Origin of the sequence: Paenibacillus sp. FSL L8-0641 (assembly GCF_038006265.1) — a bacterium.
GTDB classification, from domain to species: Bacteria; Bacillota; Bacilli; order Paenibacillales; family Paenibacillaceae; genus Paenibacillus; species Paenibacillus polymyxa_D.
This window is the reverse complement of the sequence record NZ_JBBOUW010000001.1, coordinates 1160317-1187299: the sequence shown is the minus strand read 5'-3', so window position 1 is coordinate 1187299 and position 26983 is coordinate 1160317. Positions and strand designations below refer to the sequence as shown.

At 43.3% G+C, this 26983-nt stretch carries 18 protein-coding genes, 2 rRNA genes and 1 pseudogene; 1 reads left to right on the top strand and 20 read right to left on the bottom strand.

The annotated features are described in order from the left end of the window. Window positions 1-4 precede the first annotated feature (4 nt). The 3 genes from MKY16_RS05250 to MKY16_RS05240 all read right to left on the bottom strand — a co-directional run bounded on the left by MKY16_RS05250 (window position 5) and on the right by MKY16_RS05240 (window position 5927). A 23S ribosomal RNA gene (locus MKY16_RS05250) occupies window positions 5-2932 on the bottom strand. A gap of 353 nt (window positions 2933-3285) precedes the next feature. Next, window positions 3286-4841, bottom strand: a 16S ribosomal RNA gene (locus tag MKY16_RS05245). Together the 16S and 23S rRNA genes form the textbook arrangement of a ribosomal RNA operon. A gap of 681 nt (window positions 4842-5522) precedes the next feature. Next, window positions 5523-5927, bottom strand: a complete 405-nt coding sequence (locus MKY16_RS05240) for an NUDIX hydrolase (protein WP_445744861.1) — start codon at window positions 5925-5927, stop codon at window positions 5523-5525. 1050 nt (window positions 5928-6977) lie between these two features. Between MKY16_RS05240 and MKY16_RS05235 the strand changes: the two genes are divergently transcribed. Beyond that, a complete protein-coding gene (locus tag MKY16_RS05235; RefSeq protein ID WP_340954430.1) occupies window positions 6978-8294 on the top strand; it encodes an erythromycin esterase family protein in 1317 nt (438 codons plus the stop codon). Window positions 8295-8735: 441 nt separating this feature from the next. Here the strand turns inward: MKY16_RS05235 and MKY16_RS05230 are convergent, their stop codons facing one another. The 17 genes and pseudogenes from MKY16_RS05230 to MKY16_RS05150 all read right to left on the bottom strand — a co-directional run bounded on the left by MKY16_RS05230 (window position 8736) and on the right by MKY16_RS05150 (window position 26939). Continuing rightward, complete coding sequence (locus tag MKY16_RS05230; RefSeq protein WP_340954428.1) at window positions 8736-9488, bottom strand: alpha/beta fold hydrolase; 753 nt, start codon at window positions 9486-9488, stop codon at window positions 8736-8738. A gap of 355 nt (window positions 9489-9843) precedes the next feature. Further along, window positions 9844-10586, bottom strand: a pseudogene (locus MKY16_RS05225) (formylglycine-generating enzyme family protein); the annotation flags it as partial. Between the two features lie 288 nt (window positions 10587-10874). Next, window positions 10875-11513 carry a glycoside hydrolase family 11 protein gene (locus MKY16_RS05220; protein ID WP_025720875.1) on the bottom strand — a complete coding sequence of 213 codons (639 nt, stop codon included), beginning with the start codon at window positions 11511-11513 and terminating at the stop codon, window positions 10875-10877. A 1003-nt stretch (window positions 11514-12516) separates the two neighbouring features. Continuing rightward, entirely contained in the window at window positions 12517-13356 is an 840-nt protein-coding gene (locus MKY16_RS05215) for a hypothetical protein (protein ID WP_340954426.1), read from the bottom strand. A 1-nt stretch (window position 13357) separates the two neighbouring features. Further along, a complete protein-coding gene (locus MKY16_RS05210; RefSeq protein ID WP_029517539.1) occupies window positions 13358-14371 on the bottom strand; it encodes a peptidase U32 family protein in 1014 nt (337 codons plus the stop codon). A gap of 4 nt (window positions 14372-14375) precedes the next feature. Further along, window positions 14376-15200, bottom strand: coding sequence for a hypothetical protein (locus MKY16_RS05205; RefSeq protein WP_029517540.1), 825 nt, complete (start codon window positions 15198-15200; stop codon window positions 14376-14378). A 3-nt stretch (window positions 15201-15203) separates the two neighbouring features. Then, entirely contained in the window at window positions 15204-16439 is a 1236-nt protein-coding gene (locus MKY16_RS05200; RefSeq protein ID WP_165150041.1) for an MFS transporter, read from the bottom strand. Beyond that, on the bottom strand, window positions 16440-17678 hold the full coding sequence (locus tag MKY16_RS05195) for an ATP-grasp domain-containing protein (RefSeq protein WP_165150039.1): 1239 nt from the start codon (window positions 17676-17678) through the stop codon (window positions 16440-16442). 16 nt (window positions 17679-17694) lie between these two features. Further along, a complete protein-coding gene (locus tag MKY16_RS05190; RefSeq protein ID WP_029517543.1) occupies window positions 17695-19353 on the bottom strand; it encodes a B12-binding domain-containing radical SAM protein in 1659 nt (552 codons plus the stop codon). Next, window positions 19334-20614: an ATP-grasp domain-containing protein gene (locus MKY16_RS05185; RefSeq protein ID WP_340954423.1), complete on the bottom strand. Its 1281-nt coding sequence runs from the start codon at window positions 20612-20614 to the stop codon at window positions 19334-19336. The genes MKY16_RS05190 and MKY16_RS05185 overlap by 20 nt, the downstream gene beginning before the upstream one ends. Before the next feature lie 13 nt (window positions 20615-20627). Continuing rightward, window positions 20628-21995: a glutamate-cysteine ligase family protein gene (locus MKY16_RS05180; RefSeq protein ID WP_069012388.1), complete on the bottom strand. Its 1368-nt coding sequence runs from the start codon at window positions 21993-21995 to the stop codon at window positions 20628-20630. Between the two features lie 21 nt (window positions 21996-22016). After that, complete coding sequence (locus MKY16_RS05175) at window positions 22017-22742, bottom strand: class I SAM-dependent methyltransferase (protein WP_029517546.1); 726 nt, start codon at window positions 22740-22742, stop codon at window positions 22017-22019. A gap of 3 nt (window positions 22743-22745) precedes the next feature. Further along, window positions 22746-23180, bottom strand: a complete 435-nt coding sequence (locus MKY16_RS05170; protein WP_029517547.1) for a pyridoxamine 5'-phosphate oxidase family protein — start codon at window positions 23178-23180, stop codon at window positions 22746-22748. 22 nt (window positions 23181-23202) lie between these two features. After that, window positions 23203-24417, bottom strand: coding sequence for a radical SAM protein (locus MKY16_RS05165; RefSeq protein WP_029517548.1), 1215 nt, complete (start codon window positions 24415-24417; stop codon window positions 23203-23205). A gap of 287 nt (window positions 24418-24704) precedes the next feature. Continuing rightward, complete coding sequence (locus MKY16_RS05160) at window positions 24705-25457, bottom strand: amino acid ABC transporter ATP-binding protein (RefSeq protein WP_029517549.1); 753 nt, start codon at window positions 25455-25457, stop codon at window positions 24705-24707. Between the two features lie 15 nt (window positions 25458-25472). After that, on the bottom strand, window positions 25473-26132 hold the full coding sequence (locus MKY16_RS05155) for an amino acid ABC transporter permease (RefSeq protein ID WP_029517550.1): 660 nt from the start codon (window positions 26130-26132) through the stop codon (window positions 25473-25475). Between the two features lie 39 nt (window positions 26133-26171). Further along, entirely contained in the window at window positions 26172-26939 is a 768-nt protein-coding gene (locus MKY16_RS05150; protein ID WP_029517551.1) for an amino acid ABC transporter substrate-binding protein, read from the bottom strand. Window positions 26940-26983 lie beyond the last annotated feature (44 nt).

The following is a 26983-nucleotide window of genomic DNA, read 5'->3' as shown; positions in this document are numbered from 1 at the left end:
ATCTTAGGATAAGCCCTCGACCGATTAGTATTGGTCAGCTCCATGCATTACTGCACTTCCACCCCCAACCTATCTACCTCGTCGTCTTCAAGGGGTCTTACTAATTGGGAAATCTCATCTTGAGGGGGGCTTCACGCTTAGATGCTTTCAGCGCTTATCCCTTCCGTACATAGCTACCCAGCGGTGCTCCTGGCGGAACAACTGGTACACCAGCGGTACGTCCATCCCGGTCCTCTCGTACTAAGGACAGCTCCTCTCAAATTTCCTACGCCCACGACAGATAGGGACCGAACTGTCTCACGACGTTCTGAACCCAGCTCGCGTACCGCTTTAATGGGCGAACAGCCCAACCCTTGGGACCTACTTCAGCCCCAGGATGCGATGAGCCGACATCGAGGTGCCAAACCTCCCCGTCGATGTGGACTCTTGGGGGAGATAAGCCTGTTATCCCCAGGGTAGCTTTTATCCGTTGAGCGATGGCCCTTCCATGCGGTACCACCGGATCACTAAGCCCGACTTTCGTCCCTGCTCGACTTGTAGGTCTCGCAGTCAAGCTCCCTTCTGCCTTTGCACTCTTCGAATGATTTCCAACCATTCTGAGGGAACCTTGGGGCGCCTCCGTTACTCTTTAGGAGGCGACCGCCCCAGTCAAACTGCCCACCTGACACTGTCCTCGCACCGGTTCACGGTACCAAGTTAGAACCTAGATACGATCAGGGTGGTATCCCAAGGATGCCTCCCTTCAAGCTGGCGCTCAAAGTTCTACGGCTCCCACCTATCCTGTACAGATCGTACCCAAATTCAATATCAAGCTGCAGTAAAGCTCCATGGGGTCTTTCCGTCTTGTCGCGGGTAACCTGCATCTTCACAGGTATTAAAATTTCACCGGATCTCTCGTTGAGACAGCGCCCAAGTCGTTACGCCATTCGTGCGGGTCAGAATTTACCTGACAAGGAATTTCGCTACCTTAGGACCGTTATAGTTACGGCCGCCGTTTACTGGGGCTTCGGTTCATAGCTTCGCCCCGAAGGGCTTACCACTCCCCTTAACCTTCCAGCACCGGGCAGGCGTCAGCCCGTATACTTCGCCTTGCGGCTTCGCACAGACCTGTGTTTTTGCTAAACAGTCGCTTGGGCCTTTTCACTGCGGCCCCCTCGGGCTATTCACCCTACCGAGGCACCCCTTCTCCCGAAGTTACGGGGTCATTTTGCCGAGTTCCTTAACGAGAGTTCTTCCGCGCGCCTTAGAATTCTCTTCTCGCCTACCTGTGTCGGTTTGCGGTACGGGCACCTTCTCCTGGCTAGAGGCTTTTCTTGGCAGTCTGAGATCATGACCTTCGCTACTACAATTTTCGCTCCCCATCACAGCCCAGCCTTAACGATGTGCGGATTTGCCTACACACCAGCCTCACTGCTTAGACGGACATCCATCCGTCCGCGTCACTACCCTACTGCGTCACCCCATCGCTCATAACGGATTACGGTGGTACAGGAATTTCGACCTGTTGTCCTTCGACTACGCCTATCGGCCTCGCCTTAGGTCCCGACTTACCCTGAGCGGACGAACCTTCCTCAGGAACCCTTAGGCTTTCGGCGGATCTGATTCTCACAGATCTTTTCGTTACTCATACCGGCATTCTCACTTGAATGCAGTCCAGCGCTCCTTACGGTACACCTTCAACCCGCATTCAACGCTCCCCTACCCCTGATGCAAGCATCAAGCCATAGCTTCGGTGGTGTGTTTAGCCCCGTTACATTTTCGGCGCAGAGTCACTCGACCAGTGAGCTATTACGCACTCTTTCAATGGTGGCTGCTTCTAAGCCAACATCCTGGTTGTCTGTGCAACTCCACATCCTTTCCCACTTAACACACACTTGGGGACCTTAGCTGATGGTCTGGGCTGTTTCCCTTTCGACAATGGATCTTAGCACTCACTGTCTGACTCCCGGAACTAAATCTATGGCATTCGGAGTTTGACTGAGCTTGGTAACCCTTGCGGGCCCCGCACCCAATCAGTGCTCTACCTCCACGATTCTTCTTTCCGAGGCTAGCCCTAAAGCTATTTCGGGGAGAACCAGCTATCTCCGGGTTCGATTGGAATTTCTCCGCTACCCCCACCTCATCCCCGCATTTTTCAACATGCGTGGGTTCGGGCCTCCAGTGCGTGTTACCGCACCTTCACCCTGGACAGGGGTAGATCACCCGGTTTCGGGTCTACGTCCACGTACTCATTCGCCCTATTCAGACTCGCTTTCGCTGCGGCTTCAGCTCTTCACCTTAACCTTGCACGGGAACGTAACTCGCCGGTTCATTCTACAAAAGGCACGCCATCACCCATAGATCGGGCTCTGACTTCTTGTAAGCACACGGTTTCAGGATCTATTTCACTCCCCTTCCGGGGTGCTTTTCACCTTTCCCTCACGGTACTGCTTCACTATCGGTCGCCAGGGAGTATTTAGCCTTGGCAGATGGTCCTGCCGGATTCATACGGGGTTTCACGTGCCCCGCACTACTCGGGATCCGTCTCGGAGGGAACAAGTTTTGAATTACAGGGCTTTTACCTTCTCTGGCGGGCCTTTCCAAACCTCTTCATCTAACTGGTTCCTTTGTAACTCCATGTGAGACGTCCCACAACCCCAAGGAGCAAGCTCCTTGGTTTGGGCTAATCCGCGTTCGCTCGCCGCTACTGACGGAATCACTATTGTTTTCTCTTCCTCAGGGTACTTAGATGTTTCAGTTCCCCTGGTCTGCCTCTATTCTGCCTATGTATTCAGCAGAAAGTGACTGTCGATGAAGACAGCCGGGTTTCCCCATTCGGACATCCCCGGATCAAAGCTTGCTTACAGCTCCCCGAGGCCTTATCGTTGTTCGCCACGTCCTTCGTCGGCTCCTGGCGCCTAGGCATCCTCCGTGTGCTCTTTGTAGCTTAACCTAGTATTTACATCGTAAATACGATTTGCTTTGAATTTCGGTTCAACACTTACGTGTGAATGAAATTCAAGGCAGCTACCTTTATTTCACTTGTTTACACAAGATCAGCTTAAAGGAATATTCTAAAACGCAATTTCGTTTCGGTATCCAGTTTTCAAGGTGCAATTCGCTTCATCGAAGCGAAACCCGATGAATATTTCGGTTCCACACGAATGTGTGAATGAAGTATTCGTCGAAGCTTGAGAGTTTGAGCTCTCAAAACTGAGCAACGAGTGAGTAACAGGCCTAAACCTGAGTTTTGAAGCTAATGCTTCATAATTGAATGTTTCCGTTGCAGGAAACGATTCTCCATAGAAAGGAGGTGATCCAGCCGCACCTTCCGATACGGCTACCTTGTTACGACTTCACCCCAATCATCTACCCCACCTTCGGCGGCTGGCTCCCTTGCGGGTTACCCCACCGACTTCGGGTGTTGTAAACTCTCGTGGTGTGACGGGCGGTGTGTACAAGACCCGGGAACGTATTCACCGCGGCATGCTGATCCGCGATTACTAGCAATTCCGACTTCATGTAGGCGAGTTGCAGCCTACAATCCGAACTGAGACCGGCTTTTCTAGGATTGGCTCCACCTCGCGATTTCGCTTCCCGTTGTACCGGCCATTGTAGTACGTGTGTAGCCCAGGTCATAAGGGGCATGATGATTTGACGTCATCCCCACCTTCCTCCGGTTTGTCACCGGCAGTCTGCTTAGAGTGCCCAGCTTGACCTGCTGGCAACTAAGCATAAGGGTTGCGCTCGTTGCGGGACTTAACCCAACATCTCACGACACGAGCTGACGACAACCATGCACCACCTGTCTCCTCTGTCCCGAAGGAAAGGCCTATCTCTAGACCGGTCAGAGGGATGTCAAGACCTGGTAAGGTTCTTCGCGTTGCTTCGAATTAAACCACATACTCCACTGCTTGTGCGGGTCCCCGTCAATTCCTTTGAGTTTCAGTCTTGCGACCGTACTCCCCAGGCGGAATGCTTAATGTGTTAACTTCGGCACCAAGGGTATCGAAACCCCTAACACCTAGCATTCATCGTTTACGGCGTGGACTACCAGGGTATCTAATCCTGTTTGCTCCCCACGCTTTCGCGCCTCAGCGTCAGTTACAGCCCAGAGAGTCGCCTTCGCCACTGGTGTTCCTCCACATCTCTACGCATTTCACCGCTACACGTGGAATTCCACTCTCCTCTTCTGCACTCAAGCTCCCCAGTTTCCAGTGCGACCCGAAGTTGAGCCTCGGGATTAAACACCAGACTTAAAGAGCCGCCTGCGCGCGCTTTACGCCCAATAATTCCGGACAACGCTTGCCCCCTACGTATTACCGCGGCTGCTGGCACGTAGTTAGCCGGGGCTTTCTTCTCAGGTACCGTCACTCTTGTAGCAGTTACTCTACAAGACGTTCTTCCCTGGCAACAGAGCTTTACGATCCGAAAACCTTCATCACTCACGCGGCGTTGCTCCGTCAGGCTTTCGCCCATTGCGGAAGATTCCCTACTGCTGCCTCCCGTAGGAGTCTGGGCCGTGTCTCAGTCCCAGTGTGGCCGATCACCCTCTCAGGTCGGCTACGCATCGTCGCCTTGGTAGGCCTTTACCCCACCAACTAGCTAATGCGCCGCAGGCCCATCCACAAGTGACAGATTGCTCCGTCTTTCCTCCTTCGCCCATGCAGGAAAAGGATGTATCGGGTATTAGCTACCGTTTCCGGTAGTTATCCCTGTCTTGTGGGCAGGTTGCCTACGTGTTACTCACCCGTCCGCCGCTAGGTTGTTTAGAAGCAAGCTTCTACACAACCCCGCTCGACTTGCATGTATTAGGCACGCCGCCAGCGTTCGTCCTGAGCCAGGATCAAACTCTCCATTAAAGACCAACCGAAGTTGGTTTATAGAAAGAGCGATAAGCTCATGATGAAACTGACGAGATAAAAAATATCTCTTGTTTGATTTTGCGAACAAAATCGTTTTACTCACTCGTTGTTCAGTTTTCAAAGATCAATCATTTCCGGACATATCAACACCCGGAATAATAATATATCATACTTCAACGATTCACGCTACTGGTAAATAATACCTCATAGGTAATCCTTTGAATTTTTGAAGTCCATCTAACTATTACATCACAGCCTATCTTACGGCCGGATACATAATATATCATTTAAGTTTGCTGATTACTACATGTAAATCATACCAATTAATAACCGAGTTATCAAAATCAGCTCTATTACTGTACTGCTTATACTTTCGAATTTGTTTTTCTTCATTAAAAGTACCGTGAATTTTTGACCATATCTACTGCATCCAAAAAATGCTTTTGATGCATCCCCCTTTCAGTTCAAAAAAAGGGATCATTAATATAAAATGCTCCAATAATTATCAATGCACATTTGGGAATGTGAAATAGACTAATTTAGAACTATTCCTATAAACATACAAAAAAGGATCGTCAGCATTTCTGCAACGATCCCTATTGTCAGCCCGTTAATTGAAAACAGCAGTTAATCACGTTGATCGATGCCTTCTTGGTTTTATTGAGCTATCGTTTCCCGTTAGCTTAAACCATATTCTCCATATATGTTGAATAAGGCTAATGGGTATTCCTTTTGAGAAATCAAATTTTCTGTAATTTGTTTGATTAATTCTTTATCGCGTAGCTCCAGTAAATCTGGAATCAACAGATCCGTAGGTGCTATCCACTTCGAATCAATGATTTCACTTGCATTTAACTGAAGAGAACCACCGATGATTTCACCAGTAAAATGAAATAAAAGAACCTGATGATTTGTACTACTCATGAAATTATAAATACCTGTAGTGGCTGTAATTTTAACGTCGTAGCCAGTTTCTTCTTTTGCTTCTCTACGTGTTGCCTCAAGAATATCTTCACCATATTCGATTCTCTCTGACGGGAAGTTCCATGTATTCTTAACAGATGCTTTGTTTTCTCTGATCATAAGCAGCTTATCTTCATGTAGTATCGAGACACTCACAACCAACACAATCCCGTTTTTGCGTCACGCTAAAAACCCTACACAGTTAGAAAATTAACACAACATCATTAGAACATATTTTCCATTTGTTGTAAATGACTAAAACAGCGCTCGTTAAACTAAACTACCCGTTAGCTTAATGAGCCATCAGTAAGTCTGATACTTTATTTTCAAATATTTTCCATTCTCTACCGTCTGTAAAGGTATACCTTTAAAAACATCTTCTAGTGGATCAAACCGCCAGGAGTGTCCACAAGGCGCGAACGCTATCCTGTCTAAGGTGCGGTTCATGACATCGTTCCTAAAAGTATACTTTATAGGAACGATAATGAAGTATAAATTTTCACATTATTTGGGTATCGCCAGCAAAATGCGGATTTACAACGTTAAGGAGCCTTATATTAAATTTCGTGAATCCGCCTCTAATAATGGATACTAACCCACATCATTTAAGACAGATTTATTGAACAATATACCCAGTAGCGTTTTAGTGCGCATTTTAAAATTATTTAAAGCATTCGAATAAAGGGTTATTCATAGCTTTTTCATCAACCAAACGCTGAATCAATTGGATGCTCGTACATACTCAAAAGGCCTTTTCGCTCTTGAATAATTATTCTAAGGTATCTGCTCCATCATAAACACTTTTTCGTAATACATCCGCGTTGACGACCCGATTGTGTTAGTAAGCCAATAAACCATGATATGTAATGAGTTCATCTTCGCTAAATCTTTGACGGAGGTCACCTCCACAATCACTCCAAGCTGAGTTTTCCAATTGATCCGGCCAGCGGTCTTCTCTTTAAATCATCAAGGACTTCATCTGCTATGTGAATATGAAAACGTTCAGCGGACATTATATTTCTCCTCCTTATTTGTGCACATCTTAATCAATTCAAATTTTGCCCCCACCAGACTTACCTTGGCTTATCACTAAGGGAGGCCTGTTTTGGGTTAATGAATGGACAATTCGGAAATAATCCACTCATACCGTCTAAAGGAGGGAACAAATTCATGAATTCTAATGATAATCTATCAGAGCAGAACGCATATCTAAAAGAGCTGAATGCCTTATTTATCCCATTGGACGGAATGGAGAATCTGGACAGCATGGTTAAGGCCATCGGAGATGCAGATATTGTGCTGCTTGGCGAGGCGAGCCATGGGACGTCTGATTTTTACCAAGTTCGGGCCGAACTTTCGAAGAAGCTAATTACAAGCAAGGGATTTAACATTATCGGCGTGGAAGGAGACTGGCCCTCTGCTTATCGGTTAAACCGGTATGTTAAAGGGATGGAGGGGTCCGATTCTTCGGCAGCCGATGCACTGGGTGATTTTACCCGCTGGCCGACCTGGATGTGGGCGAATACGGATATTCGTGATTTCGCGGAGTGGCTGAAGGAGTACAATGAGATGAATCAAGGGGGCGGAAGTGATTGTCCCAAGGTTGGATTTTATGGCATCGATATGTACTCGTTATGGGAATCGATGGAGGCAATCATCGCTTATTTGGAGGAGACCAAGTCTCCCCACTTGGAACAGGCCCGCAGGACATATGCTTGTTTTGATCCATATAGCAGGGACCATCAAAATTATGGCATTGCGGCAGGATTGCTCTCGGAGAGCTGTGAGAAAGAAGTGGTTGAGCTACTAAAGCAGATTCAGAGCAGGCGCATGGCGTATCCGGGAAGTGAGGAAGAACTGAATGCGGAGGTGAACATGCTCGTCACTTCCAGTTCGGAGGCCTATTATCGTACGATGGTCCGGGGCGGTCCGCAGTCCTGGAATATACGGGACAAACATATGGTTGAATCGCTGAAGCGAATCATGTCCTATTACGGCGCCTCGGCAAAAGCCATTGTCTGGGAGCATAATACGCATATCGGTGATGCGCGGGCAACGGATATGATGGCTGACGGCATGGTCAATGTGGGTCAGCTACTGCGGGAAGATCCGGAACATCGTGTGTTTGCCGTTGGCTTCGGAACCTATCAGGGCGAGGTACTGGCGGGAAGAGCTTGGGGAGCTCCGGTTGAGAAAATGACCGTGCCGCCCGGACAGCCAGGAAGCTGGGAGTATTGCATGCACCGGGCGGGAGACGGCCGGAATGGCATGGTAATGCTCTCCGATGCATCTTCCATACTGCATACGGTCATTGGCCACCGAGCCATCGGTGTGGTATATGAGCCTGCTCATGAACGATTCGGCAATTACGTGCCTTCCAGCATGGCGGATCGTTATGATGCGTTTGTTCATCTCGACCGGACCAACGCCCTTCAGCCACTGCCTATCCTTCAACCGGTTGCAACGGATGCTTTATTTTCAGAATAACAGCTCGTAAGAACCGTCTGTGGAATGCAGGGTAGCTGGTATAGTTTACCGTCAGGGCTCCGGATTATAATTATAAAACTGGCTCCAATATAAAGCAGCGGCAGGCTCGGACTTTGTTTTATCAGTCTGAGCCTGCCGCTGTTTTATTGAGCTAACGTATCCCGTCAGTTCAATTAAACACTTTCTGATTTTTGGTGGAAAGCGTTAGTCTTCTTTTGATGATAGGTACGTCAATTCAACTGCTCCCTAATGTAAGGTCTTGGTATAGACATGCTTGAGAGACATCGTGTTGATGTTATCTGTAAACATCCGCTTTCCACTCATCCGCCGCTTCCAAGCACCAAGATGTTTCTTCCGGGTTGCCCTTTAAGTTTCAAAACTTCTTATCATCCATTATAATACTTTGATTCAAGAGATGCCCAATCTATTCACGTATGGTCCTCACCTGTGACAAAACTGTCGGATGCTATTAGCTAGTTCCTCCGCATGAGTAAGGACAAGCATATGATCGGCTCCTTTGATTTCGGCAAACCTAATTGCAGGTACACGCTTGAAGTGCTCGGCGATATTGTACATATCCGGCCATTCTATGGTTCCTTGTATAAATAACGTACTCGCTGCAACCTTTTCTAAACGTTCAATCGAAGGCGCCTCTGGCCAAAGGACCTCAAAGCTTCTCCACTCGGTAAATACCCTTGTCATGTAGTGATTATGCATTTCAGTCAAAAAACTCCGATGGTGGCTAGCCATCGTAGCCCGATAGATCGGTGCGGCTAAGGACAACTCTACAAGTTTTGAAATATCGGGAGCGACCGCATTCACCGATGTCATATAATTGGTAAATTCTTGCGAATATGCAAATCCCGTTAATGAAGGGGCAATTACCACTAGCCGCTCAACCATAGAAGGATATGATAACGCAAAATCAGTCGCGACTTGCCCACCGATGGAATGGCCAACAAGTGTGACAAGATCCAGTCCGAGATGTTCGAGAAGTTTGCGCAAATCCTCCACAAGTGAAGTCGGCTCTTGCATAGCAGGCGAGCGGCCGGTTCCTCGACCATCGAAGGTAATGATCTTGAATGATTTTGCCAGTCCAGGTACCATATATCTCCATACCCTTGAGTCGACACCTCCCGAGTGAATCATGACTATAGGGACTCCATTCCCTTCGATTTCGTAAAAAAGTTCCACCTTGTTCCCCTCCCCAATGTGGTAATATTTTCCTGGCTACCATTTTAGCCATGACTGAACATACAGTCTATATTAAAAAGATATCCACTATGAAGTCACTTTGAATAACTGCCCGTCGCTTAATTAATGCCTCGTCATCTTGTGTATAGAGGACGAGAGCTGCTGGGATTATGCGAAAAGTGATGAACAAACATGGCGGAGACATATCCTGGACCATCTTCTACTCAACATGCCCAAAATATTTTTTAAGCCTCTAAATCCCTCTCTTTGTCAGCAGAAAATAAAGTATTAGACTGGCTCTATAAATTGAACAGCGACAGCCGAGGACAAAAAATAAAGTCCTAGACGGTCGCTGTCCACCACCCTTCACAACCCGGTAGAAACCGCTTTCGCTATCCAAGTCTCCATACCAGTCCCAACACCATTCTCTTACGTTGCCAGACATATCGTAGTAAATTCCTAACTCGTTGGGTTTCCGGGTATCGATTGATTTTGTTTTATTATTGTTGCTCTCTATAATAGGCCAGTTCCAGTCTCCAGATAAGTATTTGTCTCCGGCGTTTTTCCAATACCATTCGACCTCGTCAGCATTATTGCTTCCGCTGTATGTGTAGCCCTTGCTCGCCTGACCTCCGTCTGCAGCATATTCCCACTCCAATTCTGTAGGCAATCGGCAACCGTTAGCTCCCTCATTAATCGTTACTGTCCATTTTATATTATCGTTATCATCCTTATTTATTCGGGTCTTTTATTATCCTTGTCTATGTTGTAATACGGTTTTAAGCCCTCTCGTATACCTCTTTGATTACAGTACTCCACAACGTCATACCAACTCACCATTTCTACTGGCAAACTGTCGCCTATGAATACCGAGGGATTACTTCCCATGACTTCAACCCACTCTTTTTGAACTACTTCATATTTGTTGATATAAAAGTTCGATAGGGCCACGCTTTTTCCAGAGTTGTTGTACTTGTTGTTCTGAAAAGTCCCACCTTCCACGAATACAAGGTTATCCCTTTTCTCAGGCTTATCTTGCGAACGAGCGCTGATCACAACCATTGGTGCTATTAAAAGGAAAATTAATAGCTTTCTCATTGATATATCCCCTTTAAGCTGATAGGGAAAATGATAGGCCATGACGGCCCGCAATTCGCCTCCAGCAGCGTCGAAGGCCGTTCGTCTAGCAGGTAACGGCCTGCAACGCATCCGCACTGACGGATAGACTGGAGGAGAACGGCCATCGGCCTGTCTACAATGCTTAGAGATCGGTGTTTCCTCCATGGACCAATTCGTGTAAATCCTATCAGACAGCTTTCAAAACCCGTTTATCCCGTGAGACAGCCCCAACCGCGCCTGTTCGTTGAACAGCTTGCAGTTAAGTGGTTACCACACCGTTACGTTAGAGCTCCCGCTACTCTGATACCCCTCTGTCGCCAACACCTGGTAAGACCAGTTACTTCCCAGATTCATTCCTTTGCTCGCCCATGCTTTCACGTGGTTGCTGAAAGTGATCGTGGAGTTGCCCCCGGTCGGTCTCTTCGACTGTCGAACACTCCAGTACTGAATAAACGTCGTTTTTTGGCCTTCAATGGAAGGTGCGTCGTATCGCATTGTTGTGTAGATGTCATATGTGCCCCCATCACTGGTCACCGTACCTTTATACGTTCCGGTAGGTCGATAAGTCCCCCAGCTATCAACGACGTAATATTCGATGAGTGAGTTTCTCGTCCACCCGTAGAGAGCCAAATATCCATTACCGGACGGCGCCCAGACACCGGCATTGTAGTTAATCGTTCTGTTTGGCGATCCAGTAGTCCAGCCTTTGCCGACAACAAAATTCCCGGTATCCTTCCATGTTACGCTGTAATTACCGCCTGATCCATTTACAGCATTGACCGTCCCGCCGCCATCGGTCCAATTTTGCCAATAGTCTGTCGCTGCACTTGAGGTTGTTGCAAACAACCCAAAACTCATGGAAGCTGCAAGAACTACCGTCATCATTTTCTTACTAAACTTAAACATACTCTACCTCCTAAAATTTTGTGTTTGTCCCATACACTTGCTTGTTGGTTGATTCTCTTTGCAGTATATCACCTATCCGTGCCATATTCCGTATTTTTTACTTTAACCTCCTTTCTGAGTGAAATTATAGAATAATAGCGTTTGCATATAAACCTAGCAAATTAAAGCTTTAACTCTATTATGTTTAGAATACTTTGAAATTTTAGAACCCGTCGAGGGTAACAATAGATACCGAGTCCCGTAACGTTGAAAGAAGGGCTTGGCTGCTTTTAATTAATTCGAGCAATATGCGAATCCATTTTTTATGTTTTCCTTTTTAGCTATTCACCTAATCAGTAACGATACCAAGTTCTTGTCCCTTTCGGCAATGGAATCAAGTCTTGTACTCCGACACCTTTGTAGTCTTTTGTTGTTGAGGATTTTCCATTGGTTCAAAATCGGGTCAGTCCCATCACCGCGGGAGCTTTATTTCTGGAATTATTCATTTTACCTTTAACGTTTAGGATTACCTGTCTGACCAAGAATAAATTCAATGCTCACCTTATATGTAGCTTCCACATGTAGTGAACTTTGGCTTGGGTGATGGATTTACGTGAGGATAAAGACTTAGCAAAACAGAATTTATAGAGAGGAAATGGCGTCCCAGTGAACGAATAAAGTCAACCGACCCTGATTCTCAAAAAGTGAATTAAAAATTTAGTGATCTTATGGAGATGCTAAAAAAATAAACTACCAGCAGTCGATTTTGAACAAATTGAAGTCATGCTTGATTTACTAAGCGAATCAACTTCCCTACACTCGGCAGCAGCGTTCAACCACGGCTATCGAACGGGGCATTAACGATGATTGAAGTGTTTAGCGGGAACACGAGTTTATACCAAAACGAGTGTGAAGGAACCAGTAATGGATAGGAAGATTTAACGAATGAGTTCAGAAAAGAGCAGCGAGGTTAGACCACCTGCTCTTTCAAAATAAAAGCGGGCAAACCACTCCGATCTAGTATTTATAGTACCTGAGTTATAATTCGTGAATACTCCGCTAAATTGACGGGAAGCTTGGCGTTTTCGTAATAAAGAGAGTTTCCTTTTAATATAATATCTTTTTTCATCACATCATTATAGAGGACTGTTTGACAAGTCTTGCAGCTCTTATTGCATAATGATGACGTTTTCCACTCAGACATAGATGACTTGCTATACAGGATGCTGGAAAAACATCTTCGGGCAGTTGTAATGTGTACGTAAGGGTATACTAATTCCCTGCTAAAAGGGAGCACATCAGTATCAGCATCATCAATATCATTATTATTTACCAGATCAAGATTGTCTTTGATATCCAGCTTATTACCTTGTATTCTATTATCATATTGAATAGCAGAAATTTTATATTTACGCATGAACCTAATATTGGGGACAAACCCTCCCGCAGTATTCTGTAAGGCACTTTTCGAATCATCATCAAGCTTGGGAAAATAGTTTGCAATAGAAGGACTTTTTTTAGCTTTATTCAGTAGTCTACCTAAAATAAGTTTAAAGCGGCCGGGATAATGATTTTCAATAAAATACAACATTCCGAAATCATTAACCACCAACTCATCAAAAATAGATGCTTCACTTACTTCCTTTAAGATGTTCACAATCGTGTTCATACTTTCATCCGTCATATAAGGAGTAATCAAGGTTAGCTTCATGTCGTGCTGCTCACAAAAGCTGATAACTGATTTTAGCTCCCTTACTGTTAAGAAAGTACGCGGGCAAAACTCCTGTCCATAATACAGACGCTGATACTGGTTCTCCACATTCGTTAATTTACGCAGGTCGTCAACCATCATCGCTTTTTCCATATTATACACTCCCCTGAACATTATGAATGCCATTTACATGGTCCAGAATTTCCGGGTAGTAGCAATGTGTAATCAATTGATCGTTTTTCCAGCTATTCTGACATATTTGCGAAGAAATCATGTGATGGTACTCTTCGAAGTTTGCCACCTCGCCGCATAAATCTATCGCTGATTTTATCATCCTGATATCACTTAAAACCTGACTTCTGTCTGAAGCTCTCCCGACCAATTTCAAGCTATCAACCGATAATTGGTTCAGATAATATAAGCTGCAAACACCACAGTCACCCTTATTGTCTAAAATCCAGTTTAGCTTTTTCTCCAGCAGTGGTACATCATACGGTATGGGCGTAATACTCTCAATAACCTGATATCTCAAAACACATGGAGGATTAAAAATGACCCCATCATTGTTATTCATAAATCGAGTCCCATGCACAAAATTACAAAAGCCATCTATATAAGTACAGCCTTCATTTTTGATAAAAACCTCAAACTCTGTATTTGGTGAGCTTTCAATTATGATTTTCATTTCTGCCATGGACAAGGAACGGGGCAAAATAAGCCGATCCGCATGAAATTCTTTGGTGTACATTTCTGCTGTGTAACAGTTAAAAATCGTGCCGCCTGTACTGATATGCACATCCACATTCGTTTTCTTATCCGCAAAATAACCGGCCAAGCCCAAATCAGCAAAAATAATAGCATCCACTTCACAACGAACAGCTTGCTCCAAATAGTAATCCAGGATACCAAGCTGCTGGTTGTTATAGCAGTGTTCGTTCATCGTAAAAAATACCTGGCACCCATGAGCATGCGCTATATTCACGACCTCCGCAAGTTCAGCAAAACTGGAAAAGTTCGCATCAGGCCAAGGTCTGCGATTCAAGGCAACGATATAGTTATACCGATCCAACCATTGTTCATCAATGACGCCACAATAAAATTCTTCGGCTCCGGCCTGAATAAAAGGCACTAAATCATCAATGGTCACTAATCCTGTACAAATTCGCATATGTCTACTCCTTTACCAGAATTCCAGCCGATTTTTCAGCCAGATGATGACTAATGATCGCTTTCAACAAAACAATTGTAAACTCCCGAAACAGGACACATGCATTGCTCTGAAGCTGATTAATCAATAAATTGCAACGTCCTCCGCACATATATCTTGAAAAACAACTTTTACAAGGTGCCAAATCGTCCACAGAATCGATACATCCTATCTCGTCGCTTGATTTCTCCAAGCCCGCCTTAGCATATCTATTGCAGCGAAAAAGCGCTCCATCACCATTTACTTGAAAAGAATGTACCCCAGCTTCGCAGGGAAACAATTGGGTTTGATTCGAGTCCAACATACTCAGCATTTTTGCAATATACTCATACTCATTTAATTCACCATAAGAAGGATGGGTATGACGCAAGTTTTTAATGTGGTTTTCTCCCTCTTGCAATTCCTCCTCCGAATACAAGGGACTACAGCCCCTGTGCCATTTTTGTAGAAAAAAATCCAGGTAAGCTGTTGGGCTACTAGGTCTGTAGTCTGCAACGAATTCAGGACGTTCCAGCGGTCCTTCAATTACACTGAAATCAGTCAGATGTAACCTGCGCGCAAGCTGGGCAATTTCGGCCTGAGCCTTGTCCGTGTTTTCCAGTTGATAAACACGCTCTATTTTCACAAAATTAGAAAGGTCATTTGCTCTTTTATGATGTTTAAATTCCGAGCTATAACTGTAATCCGTGACTTCTGAGTAGGGGTTCTCCCTATGAAAATGACCATTTTCGATATCATAGCTAAAAACAGCTTTTGGGGAAACGCGAATTAAGATGACCTCGGTATTCATCCACTACAACTCCTTCGAATCCATCATTAAAGTGCTTTTGGAGGGTACCTCTGTGTTGTTGTAGCTTCTACGGAAAATGAAGACATACAAGCAAAATAAAAGGCTAAACAAGGAATAGATAATCAGGAGTACAGCAATACTGTAGCTTTCAATAAGATGCCCACTGATGATAAGCATCATAGATAGGAGAAGATTATGTACACTGTACACAGTAGATACGGTTGTCGCCCTGCTAGTTTCGCTCGTGATGCTGGTATCAATGTGACTTTGTATTTTTGGAATAATGATCCCCCAGTTAAACCGAAACAAACAAATCAATACGATCCCAAGCCAAATGGACTTGGTTAACGCCATCCCTAAAAAAACAACAGCAAGGATCAAAGGATTAAGTATATATATATACTTCCCTTTGATTAAATGTGATAACTGAGCAGAGATGAGTGGAATAATGCCGAAAAGAGCATAAATAACTCCAAAAAAAGTCGGTGAAATTTTTAAATGCTGTAGATAGGGTTGATATTGAAAGAATACTGAGGTTAGAATGATAGCTGTGAATATATAGTAAATAGAAAATAATAGTAGTTGCCTGTTGACTCTGATTTCCTGAAAGGATTCCTTCATTATTTGTAGAGGACGAACTCGTTGAAACGCTTTTTTACCTGTTTTGTCTTCATAAACTCTCTCCTCATGAACCAGACACACAAAAAACACCGCTAAAAAATTAGAGAATGCCGAAATGTAAAAAGTAACCGAATAGCTATATTGAATAACTACTGAGCTTAGAAGAGCAGCAGCAATCGTAGACAAAATACTTGCTGAAAAAATTTTTCCGTAGCTACGGTTCAAGACATCAAGCTTGTCATGCTTTTCATGAAGCTTATAAATCAAGCCTTGTTCCGAACCTGATATGAAGGATGAGCCCAATGCAAAAATGATATGAGCTATAATAAGTAGCATATAAGTTTGTAATGATCCCATAAGAAAGATACCAATACATTGAAAAACCGCTCCGATAAGGATAGCCTTTTTCTTCCCAATCAGGTCTCCGATCATTCCCGTGGGTATGTCAAATAGTATGGATGCCGTATAGTAACTGGCCATTACAATCCCAATTTGGGTATAGTTAAGCTTAATCATATTACTAAAATAGAAAACCAAAATGGAATTATATACATAGAATGTGTTCAGAAACCTCAATAAACCAAATAATCTGACCTGACTTTCAAACTTTTTAACCACCTACGCTTCCCCTTCCTCATCAAACAGGCTTACTTCCATTTCAAGTTCCCATAAATGCTCAATCTCATTACGAATACGCTCATTTTCCTCAAAAGAATCAACTGACCAAGTCACAACTCCAGCCACATCACCGGAACTGCCGCTAAAAGACAAGCAGTCACCCACTTGTGGTAAAATATCAGCCCGCTTCACACCTTGTATCTGAAGAAAGTCAGAGCTTGGGGTGACGTGTTTAACCCTTCCTTTCTTCTTATAGAGCAGCAGATACCCGCCATTCGTCTGTGGATAATATTGATTGAAAAGCGGCTGTTCGCCGACAAAAGCGCGAGCCCCCTCCAGTAGCGGGTTTACTCCACATGTATCCTCTATACCAAAAATAATTCCTCCGCCTGCAATTCGTGCCGCTGTTTCGCAAAATAAGATCTCCTGCTGCTTAGTGACTAATAGTTCAGTATGAGCTACTCCACTTGTGATCGGCATTGCACTCAATACTTTGTTATTTGCCGCGATAAGCTGTTGGACCAAGGGCATCTCATGGTCAGGGTAAAAATACCCGCACAGTGGCTTCCCCTCCCTGCATTCCAAAGTGCTATGCGTATAGCAGGCAACTGAAGTGAATGCAACTTGGTTATTATATACAATGCTATCCATATGGAACATTTTTCCATCAATATATTGTTCAATCTCAAATTTTCCGGCATGGTCGTTAAGCAATTGTTCATATTCGTGGATGTTATCCAAATGAACCCGAAACGTATGAAGGGACCCCGCTCCGTCAATTGGTTTAATAATGGCCTCGGGAGCATGTTTAGATAAAAAGTCGATTGCATCAGCAAAGTGGTGAACGGTTCGATATTCAGGAATAAGAATAACTTTCTCTTGAGCAAGATGATTTTTCATTTTTACCTTATCTCTAAAAAAATCACCATCTCTCCCGATGACTCCACACGTAAGACCCAATCGCTCTCTAAGCAAAGCGGTAAACTGCACCAAATCCTCACTCTCGGAAAAAATACCGTTCACGGGCTTTTCATCATGCAGTGTTAGTATAAACTCAACAACTTGAGGTGATGTTAAATCTTCGACACACAAGAAATGGTGATAATGATCACTACAACGCTCAATCAAACGTTGATTATTAGTAATCAACGTTTTTTCATACCTTAAAGAGCTCAAGCCTTCATTCACAATACGAGAAAAGTTTTCGAATTTCGCGAAAATTACATAATGTTTATCCATCCCTAATCCTTTCGTTTTATTGATAGAGAGACCTGGCATTTACAAGATTCATACAAAAAGAAAGTCCCCATTTTTTCAAATATAAAAGCAAATGTTCTTCTGACAGAAAAAAAGCATAAGTTTGTTTAATTTCCTGTTCAAACTCAGCAGCCTGTATATCTGCTTGCACCTGTGTCATCCCACTTTCCCTGCTAAACTCACTATAAAATCGTAAATGCTGGCGATTGTTAAAAGGTATTTTTTGAATGGAATACATAGCAGGATCGGCAGCAATAGGAGAATTTTCAAATAGAATAAAACGGTTATATCGGATATCTATACAATAGGGAAACAGTTCCCGTAGCCGTGCTTGATTAGCAAGAGCTTCTTCACTGGTTTCACCTGGAAACCCGATCATCGCTGTTAATTTCACCGCAATCCCAGCCTCATAGCAACTCTTAATCAGCACAGGCGCATATTCAAGATCTATTCCTTTGTTCATCAGTCTGGATACCCTTGTTTCAAAGGTCTCTACTCCAAAAGAGATCATGATGCATCCTGCACGGTTTAACAGTTCAAACAATCGGGAATTAAAACCCTTTTCCAGTCTGGCACGACAGGCCCAGGATAATATAAGCTTCCTTTCTACAATTTGAGTTGCTATTTTCTCTAAATCTGTGGGTGAAATACAGCAGTCTCTGAATCGTAATACCGAAAATGTCTGTTGTTTTGAAAAATTCTCCATTAATTGCAGGATACTCTCAATACTCTCTTTCTGATAAGTACCATGCTCTTTAATAGAGCAATAAGTACATCCCTTCCAGTAACAACTCACAGACGCAGCTACATTTAAAACCTCTTCCGGCATTAGAGCACTTGCAGGAAGAGAAGATAAAACGGGTAATGTTATTTTATTGGTGTAATAGTGTTTATTAGTTTCTTCAATATAAGGTTGAAGTTCTTTTTGAGTAAGTAACCAAGATAGTTCTTCCAACTTAGATGAATCCTCAACAGCTCTAACCAGTTCGCTCAATCGATAATGCTCATTTCCCAAGCCAAACGAATCCACATGAGAAAACAACAAATGATACTCCTTATCTGGAAGATTTCGCACTAATATTTTTGTATTAATCTGATCCTCCAGATTGCCGAACAGATGAATGTGTAGATTAGAGTTATATTCTTTTAACAATGAAGTCAACGAAAATAAGGGAATAACCTGATCTGGATGAAAAATTGAAATAGCAACCACCTTGACGCCTTCAGGGACAAGATCCGGTAAAATTTCTTTGAAAAAATCAAAATATGGATTGTGTTCCTTCTGTTCGGCAATCCTTAGTACCTCATCAATATTACGTAGATCCACTCCCGGATCATATAAATTCCATCGCAGCACCGCGGGTGAAATCTGTTCACTAATACGATCATAAATCTCAGCGATTTTTTGGCAGGTTTCTTCTAAATGTTCAAAATTATAAAACAGTTCAGTGTCCGTAAGATGAGTGATGATGTCCGAACGTCCCCGAAAAAAGTAATGAAATGATTCCAAATTTAAATCACGGATTTTGGTACCCACTCCTTGGTGATGTAATAAAGCAGCCGCAGCCGTAATATCGGGTGGCACAGACTGGTAGTACCATAAGGGTGGATTAATCAGCAAAATTTCGAATTGATTTTCATCCTTTTTGCTTTTCATAAGTAGTCTCTCTTTCCATCACAAATTGGATCGTATCTTCAACTTGGTGGCTCACTTTCTCTAATTCATCATAAGTATCAGCTTTAAGAACAAAAAAACCATATCTGTCCATACTGCTAGTCATCTCATCCGGTACTGTATCTCCCTCCTTCTTTTCTATAACAATCTCTATGACACCCGGCAAACGTCTGGCTTCTTCCACCCCTGATATTTGTTTGATTTTTCCACTCTTTTGATGGAAATAACGGATTCTTGAAATATCGTTTCGGGTTTCATGCAGGTACTCATCCGGTCTTTCTCCCAAAGCGCTCAAAATCGAAGCCTTATGCAGATTTACTCCGTAACTCAAGCTATACAAATCAGTTATACGGTCCCCTGCAAGACGAGTAGAATATTCGATAATATAAATATGTCCCCTGGACAGCACAAATTCCAAATGACAGGGTCCTTCTGTAATTCCAAGCTCAGCCATAAGATTTATGAAGCTGTTTAATAATTGGGTGTATTTTGAAGATTCCATAGATGCTGGAAGGGTATGCTGTAGCTCAACAAAATAAGGAAGGGGAGTTTTCATTTTTTCAGTAATATGGGCAAATTTACAAGCACCTTTAAACATAAAAGCCTCGAAGCTATATTCCTGGCCTCTGATATATTCTTCTACTAGAAATGAAAGATTCGATGGATAACCGAAGTTATCCTCATTCTGAATAATCTTTTCGGCCTGCCTAATTAATTGTTCAGATGTTTGCACACATTTGACTAACATACTACTTGTCATATCAACGGGTTTAACAATAGCGGGGAATTGGATCTGGTCCAACTGCTCCTTTAGTTCGGATACGCTGTGATACAAATGGTAATCTGGATTGGATACATACTGAGAACCTTTTAGCCCGTTTCTCATACACTCTTTGCTGCGGGCATTATGGGCTACATCTGGGCGAATGGAATTCCAGCCAAACTTTTGGGAGATAATCGCGGCGACCGGTACTGCATAGTCGTGACCAGGTACAATACCCGAGTTGCGGGATATATCCGGATGCTGACTGAAAAAATACTCCATTTTCAAGTAAGTAGACTCGGCATCTGTAATGTCACTGATGATTTCAAAATGTACCAGATGCGCCTTCTCCACCTTGGGGCCGCCTTCTCTTCGAATAACAATTACAATCAACTCAAGTTCAGCGGCAAATTCAATATATTTTTCTCCAAAAAAACAAGGCTCCAGTAAAAATATAGCCCTTGAACTATTAGCAGACATACCAAAGTCCTCCTTACGATCCCTCATTGACAGGAATACAATTTTGCGACACTATTCGCTTTATTTCTTGCGTTCCAAGAAGTGTATTTTTCGAGTTCCCCCTGATATTGTTTATTAGTGATAAGGCTGGAGGGCCTACTCTAAGTCGCTTGCTTAGTACCTCCTCCACAAGTGTTGCAGTTGAAGAAGATTTTCTTTTCCAATAATCACAAATACGCTCGCCAGCTCTATTTATTAATTCCGTGGCTGCATACTCAGTGATTCTTTTACCGTCGGATGTAAAATAGTAAAGCTCACAGTCAATTCCGTAGCATGAAGCCCTCCTGAAGTTTTCCTTCACAAAAGTAACGGGAAGAAGTCTTTCTCCGCCTTTGCTTAGGCTTAAATCCAAAAGCGCATAGACTCCGAGATGCAACGCAATATCTTCCCGAAGTGTTGGCTGGATCGGTATAAATCGCGTTTCAAGCAAGCATGCTGTGGGCTTACCGCTGCCACCTACCAGTTTTAATCTCGCAATTTTCCAATTCATTTTTTGATTGAGGCTAAATGCATACCGTGGATCGGATTTCATATGTTTTTGTTGATACAAAGTTGCCCAATAATTATGGAAATTTGCATAATATTGATGAGGAAATGAAACGCGAGTAGACAGAGCTGCCAAAAATTCAGAATAGGTCCGCAAATCATAACCAATCTCCCAAATCAGGTTACGAGTTTCGAGCAATCCGGTTAATCGCCTGTCCAAAATCGGAGAATTGGCCCCAATGGCAATAAAGAGAGGTGAGATCTCAATCGTCTTGTTCAAAAGATCAATAGCAGCCTGATTATAGTTAACCTGTACATTCATTTGTGTCGACTGACACCCGCTAATTAGCTCATGAACACGACTTGATAGATCAACTTCTCCCAAATGAAGCTCAAGGTGATGTTTTCTTGAACTTTTAAACTGGTCGAGTATCATTTGATAATTTTCCCGGTCATCTGTAATTTCCAAGTCAGTAAATGAACCAGGATAGGTACCAAGACGCGCCAGTCTATTATTTTGGGCATGTGCTATGGCTGCCGCCTCTTGCTCCATTTCCTGCATTTCATTTATAAGATTTTCAAGTCCCTCTGCAAGTGTGAAAGGACGGGATACCAATTCAATTTGGCTGGCACCTATTTCCCGTTTTATAAATGTTGCATTTTCAATTACACGATTCCGGACCTTTTCATCTACCAAATTAAACTCAAAATCAAAAAGAAGGTATTCGGTTTCAAAACCCATAATTCCGGATAAATTATTTTTAGTAACCAAAATATTTTTTTCAAGCTGTCTAAGTTGTCGTAAAAAAGCCCTGTTCATTAACGCCGTTGGATTCAATGAAACGGTTTTGGACATACCCTTATTCTCCCATTTGCTCTATTGATTGAGTTGCAATAGGTAATAGTAAGAATCGTTTCCCCGTTTAAGTTTCTGTTGTTTAACTTGCACTATTTTTAGTCCAGCAGCCTTTGCCATCTCCTCTATTTCATGTTTCAATAACATCCGACATCGACAGGTACAACGGCTGGTTTCATTTTCATTTTTATAAACTGTGAAATACATCATTAAGATCTGATTAAAAACATCGATTTTGACTTCTCCATATACTTCAAATGCTTCCCCGTCGATAGTCAGTGATTTAATCACTTTAGGTGCCCCGCCATATTCCATGATTTGATGTTCCGTCACTGGCGTAACATTAACCATTCCAACCCCTTCGGCTGATAAACTTGAAGCAATTACTCTAAAAATATCAAATTGGTTTTTATACGCAGGGAACATTTGGATAGAATTATCCCCAATGTGTACGATGTCAAATTTTTGAGGGCAAGACCAATCATTTAAGTCAGAGCATACCGTATTAATCATATTTCCATGATCGTTATGCTTGTTGAGCAACAATTGCAACGATTCCGGCGAACGATCAACTACAGTTACAGATTCAATAGACTTGTTTATAAAACCAAATAAGTGTTCACCACTCCCTGAAGCCAGGTCCAAAACCCTTGCATGTATCTTCTCAGGCCAGACATCACCAATAAACTTTTGCATTTCAATCGTATCCGGACCTAGAAAATCAAAAATCAGTTCGTCTGTCTCCATGAGTCACATGCCTATCCGGTCCGTCTGCTTCCAATCTACAGGAGAGTATTGATGATCTTCCTCGCCCATAAATCTTACTGCATGGGGTGTGACTTGAAACAATACAAACTGATTTCTTTTCTCATTGCTAAAGGTTTCTTTTATCATAGGGTTGTTTTCCAAAAATAGATCTTCTTCCTTCTTTTCACTCACCCGTTTGGCCTTACCTGCCATTCTGAGCTGAGCCCCGTCTCCAAAATAAGTAAGCTCCACATTCTCACACGTCCGGATTTGTTCAACCTTATCTGTATTGCTGAAGGTAGAGAAATATATATATCCGTTGTGAACAGTCCCCGCATCTACAGGTCTTACATGAGGTTGATTATTGAATGAATCATACGTTGCCAGATAGGCAATAGAAACGTTTTTAATCCATTTTGAATATTCTTCTTGATTCATTGTATTCACCTTCACTTTACTCTTAGTTTTTAATTTCATCCGGGGCAGTCATGAGCTTGTATCCCCAGCCATCCCTTATATAATGCATTAGTACAATCGCGCGATTTAGACTTTCTGGTTTTAATATGTAAGCCGAGTCTTGTTGTTCCACCAGATTTTCTTGAATTAAAACGGACAAAAGAATATTAACATCTTTCTCCATTTCCATTACTTTTTCAAAATTAACTCCTAGATACTGCTCTAACGTTCGTTCCTCGATTTTTCCATAGGCATTCAAATGCCCCCATACAATCGTAAACGCATAATTATCGACTGTAATTTCTTCTTCGACTGAATGTGGAAGTTCTATATAATTTTTAATATAAGGAGGTGTGAAGCGTACACGATTATTATCCCAATATCCCGCAGATCCGGGTCCAAAAGCCAACACCGGCTCTGTTTCACTTATAGCATCTTTTTCATAAGGAAATATATAATCTGGTAAAGAAAAAACAGTATTATCTACTCTTATATATCCGTTTTGTTGTAAAAATCCGCACACTTCTTCATAAACTGAGATTTTATCGGACAATGCTAAAATATGTTTTCCTCTTTTCTCGCATCGCTCGACAAATTCCTTTCCCCCTGGATAAGAGGAGTAGAAAAGACTAACCGAAATATGTTCCGGTCGTATATTCACTGTATCCCTTATGCTTTCCATGACCGTGCTCTGCGTCTGCCCCGGGATTCCGATTAGCAGATCAATATTTAACATGTCGTAATCAATTTCTCGGATCAGGCTTGCAGCCTTTATAATTTTTTCTCGTGAATAGGGCCGTCCCAGCAATTTGAGCTCTTCATTATTAAAAGACTGGGCACCGATACTTACACGATTAAATCCTTTTCTCCTGAAAATAGACAAGGTTTCTTTGGATGCGGTATCTGGGGAAACTTCATACGCCATAAATTTCATGTGGGTAAATTGTTCTGGGGTAATCCTATTTCGAATGGAATTTATAATAGTGTCTAGCTGACTTTCATTTAGGAGGGATGGGGTTCCTCCACCAAAAACTATCGAGGTGATTGCTGATTTTGGAAATTCAGTGCATTCAATGTCCACTTTCAAGGCTTTAACATACTCATCCATTACATCGAGGTTAATCATCTCCTCTTCCGAAAATTTGGCTGTAAAGTAGCAGTATGGACAGCGCTTCTTGCAAAACGGAATGTGACAATAAATGTGAAAACGATCAATCATTCAAATCCCAACCTTCCACTTTTAAATTGTGGAGCTAGTAACAGAATTTGTTTAAATCGTGGTAGCATGTTTTACATGTTAAACCCCATTTCTTACACAATCATATGAAATAGATCACATTTACTGGAATAAGAACCATTTCAAAAAAAAAAAAAAAAGCATTCTTCGTTCGCTTAACAGAGCTCAAATAGCCTGCTTCAGCTTACATCAGAATACTTCTTTAAAGTCGCTTTTGGGAGATATAAAACACATATACACAAGTATGCAAAGATGATATGCATCTTGGGCTAAGCTTCCACCCGATTCAAAAACACCTTCGTCCGCTCCAACTGCGGATTGCCAAAAATCTGCTCCGGTGTACCGGATTCTGCAATTTCGCCATTATCCATAAAAATGACGCGATCCGCCACATCTCGCGCAAAATTCATCTCGTGGGTCACGATGACCATCGTCATATTCTCCTCAGCCAGCTTTTTGATGACCCGCAGCACCTCGCCTGTCAGCTCGGGATCAAGGGCCGAGGTCGGCTCGTCGAACAGCAAAATATCTGGATTCATCATCATTGCCCGGGCGATCGCCACGCGCTGCTTCTGCCCTCCCGACAGTCGGGATGGATACGCATCTGCTTTATCTGCCAAACCGACTTTAGCCAGCAACTCAGCGCTTTGGCGGCGCAGTTCAGCCTTACTCACCTTTTTCACCAGCTTCGGAGCCAGCTCCAGATTATCCTGCACCGTCAAGTGAGGGAACAGATTAAAATGCTGAAAGACCATGCCCATACCGGTAGTAATGCCCTTAATGTCACCTGCCGGAGCGTACTGACCATTTTCCACCAGTGCTTTATCATGAATGCGGATCGTCCCGCCTGTCACATCTTCCAGGTGTACCAAACTACGGAGCATGGTACTTTTCCCTGAACCTGAAGGACCGATGACAGCTACAACCTCGCCCGCTTTAACGTTAAAGCTCACTCTTTTCAGAACGTCGAGCTTGCCGAACGATTTTTTCAAATCGATAACTTCTATTGCATTAGTATTCATATCCCGACATTCCTTTTACTCGAATTTAAAACGTTTTTCCAGCGCCCTGAAGAATAGCGTCAGCACCAAAGCTAACAACAAATAAATAACCGCTGCTACAACATAAGGTACAATCGAAAAATCGCGGTTTACAGCCGTATTGGCAAAATGCAGCAGTTCCGGTACCGCTACTGCATACAGTAGTGCCGTATCTTTTACTAATGTTGTCGCCTCATTGGTTACCGCAGGCAAAGCGATCCGTACCATTTGCGGCACAATGACTCTTATCAGCGTCTGCGACTTGCTCAAGCCCAGCACTTGCGAAGCCTCGTATTGCCCTTTATCAATCGACAACATTCCGCCTCTAAAAATTTCTGCAAAATAAGCCGCATAATTCAATACAAATGCCAGCACGGCAGCCGTTGTTCGATCCATTACCAGATACTCCCCAATGACAGGCAACATCGGCAGACCAAAACAAAAGAACAATAATTGCAGCAAAAGCGGCGTGCCGCGTATAACATAAATGTACGTGTGCATCAGCCAAGCGATTGGCTTAATCCGGCTTTTGGCCAGCAACGTAACGACAAAACCCAATGGAATAGACAAGATGAGCGTGATGAAAAATAAAATAACCGTCATCTGTGCCCCTTCAAGCATAGGCTTCATAATTCGTAAAATATATTCCATACTCATGACCTTCGACTCCTAAACCTTAGTTCAATACACTACGTATTAATTTAATACTTTATCTTCACCAAACCACTTTTTCGAAATTTCAGCAGCTTTTCCGTTCTTGTGCAGCTCATCCAAAGCGGATTGCAGCTGCGTCAACAGCTCTTCATTCCCTTTTTTCACACCGATGCCGTATTCCTCAGGGGCCAATGATTCATCAAGCAGCTTATACGTCCCTTGTTCCTTCGACATATAATACTTGGCAACGACTTCATCAATGACAACCGCATCCAGGCGACCGGTTTTCAGATCTGTCAAAGCAAGAACGTTATCCGGGTACTCAGACACTGACTTCAATTTACTTTTGATCGGATTCGCATCCAATGCATCGGCTGCTGAAGACAGCGTCTGGAGTCCCACCGTTTTGCCCGCCAGATCAGCCAGCTTGGAAAGACTGGAAGTAGCTGGTATGACAATGACCTGACTGTTTTTCAGATATGGCTTCGTGAACAGCACTTTTTCCTTACGTTCATCCGTAATGGTGTATCCATTCCAAATGAGATCAATACGTCCGCTGTTCAGCTCGGATTCTTTGGCAGACCAGTCAATCGGCTGAAATTTCACCTGTTTACCCATTTGTTCCCCGGCCGCTTTCGCATAATCAATATCAAAGCCGGTCAGCTCATTATTTTCATCTCTAAAGCCCATCGGGGCGAATTTATCATCAATGCCAATAATCAATTTACTGTCGTCCTTACCGCCGGAACATCCGGCCAACACGATCATCATCAATCCAATTAACATCGTAAACATGGCTGCTTTTCTCATCTTATTCCCCTCCAACAATGGTGACCCCCGTATCCAAGAACAGG

Coding starts and splice junctions, on each gene's coding strand:
- MKY16_RS05190 (WP_029517543.1), bottom strand. CDS start 19,353: ATGAAAAGCAAAAAGGATGAAAATCAATTCGAAATTTTGCTGATTAAT.
- MKY16_RS05205 (WP_029517540.1), bottom strand. CDS start 15,200: ATGAATACCGAGGTCATCTTAATTCGCGTTTCCCCAAAAGCTGTTTTT.
- MKY16_RS05215 (WP_340954426.1), bottom strand. CDS start 13,356: ATGGAAAAAGCGATGATGGTTGACGACCTGCGTAAATTAACGAATGTG.
- MKY16_RS05155 (WP_029517550.1), bottom strand. CDS start 26,132: ATGAGTATGGAATATATTTTACGAATTATGAAGCCTATGCTTGAAGGG.
- MKY16_RS05195 (WP_165150039.1), bottom strand. CDS start 17,678: ATGGATAAACATTATGTAATTTTCGCGAAATTCGAAAACTTTTCTCGT.
- MKY16_RS05220 (WP_025720875.1), bottom strand. CDS start 11,513: ATGTTTAAGTTTAGTAAGAAAATGATGACGGTAGTTCTTGCAGCTTCC.
- MKY16_RS05180 (WP_069012388.1), bottom strand. CDS start 21,995: ATGTCCAAAACCGTTTCATTGAATCCAACGGCGTTAATGAACAGGGCT.
- MKY16_RS05235 (WP_340954430.1), top strand. CDS start 6,978: ATGAATTCTAATGATAATCTATCAGAGCAGAACGCATATCTAAAAGAG.
- MKY16_RS05175 (WP_029517546.1), bottom strand. CDS start 22,742: ATGGAGACAGACGAACTGATTTTTGATTTTCTAGGTCCGGATACGATT.
- MKY16_RS05185 (WP_340954423.1), bottom strand. CDS start 20,614: ATGTCTGCTAATAGTTCAAGGGCTATATTTTTACTGGAGCCTTGTTTT.
- MKY16_RS05170 (WP_029517547.1), bottom strand. CDS start 23,180: ATGAATCAAGAAGAATATTCAAAATGGATTAAAAACGTTTCTATTGCC.
- MKY16_RS05240 (WP_445744861.1), bottom strand. CDS start 5,927: ATGATCAGAGAAAACAAAGCATCTGTTAAGAATACATGGAACTTCCCG.
- MKY16_RS05210 (WP_029517539.1), bottom strand. CDS start 14,371: ATGCGAATTTGTACAGGATTAGTGACCATTGATGATTTAGTGCCTTTT.
- MKY16_RS05165 (WP_029517548.1), bottom strand. CDS start 24,417: ATGATTGATCGTTTTCACATTTATTGTCACATTCCGTTTTGCAAGAAG.
- MKY16_RS05160 (WP_029517549.1), bottom strand. CDS start 25,457: ATGAATACTAATGCAATAGAAGTTATCGATTTGAAAAAATCGTTCGGC.
- MKY16_RS05150 (WP_029517551.1), bottom strand. CDS start 26,939: ATGAGAAAAGCAGCCATGTTTACGATGTTAATTGGATTGATGATGATC.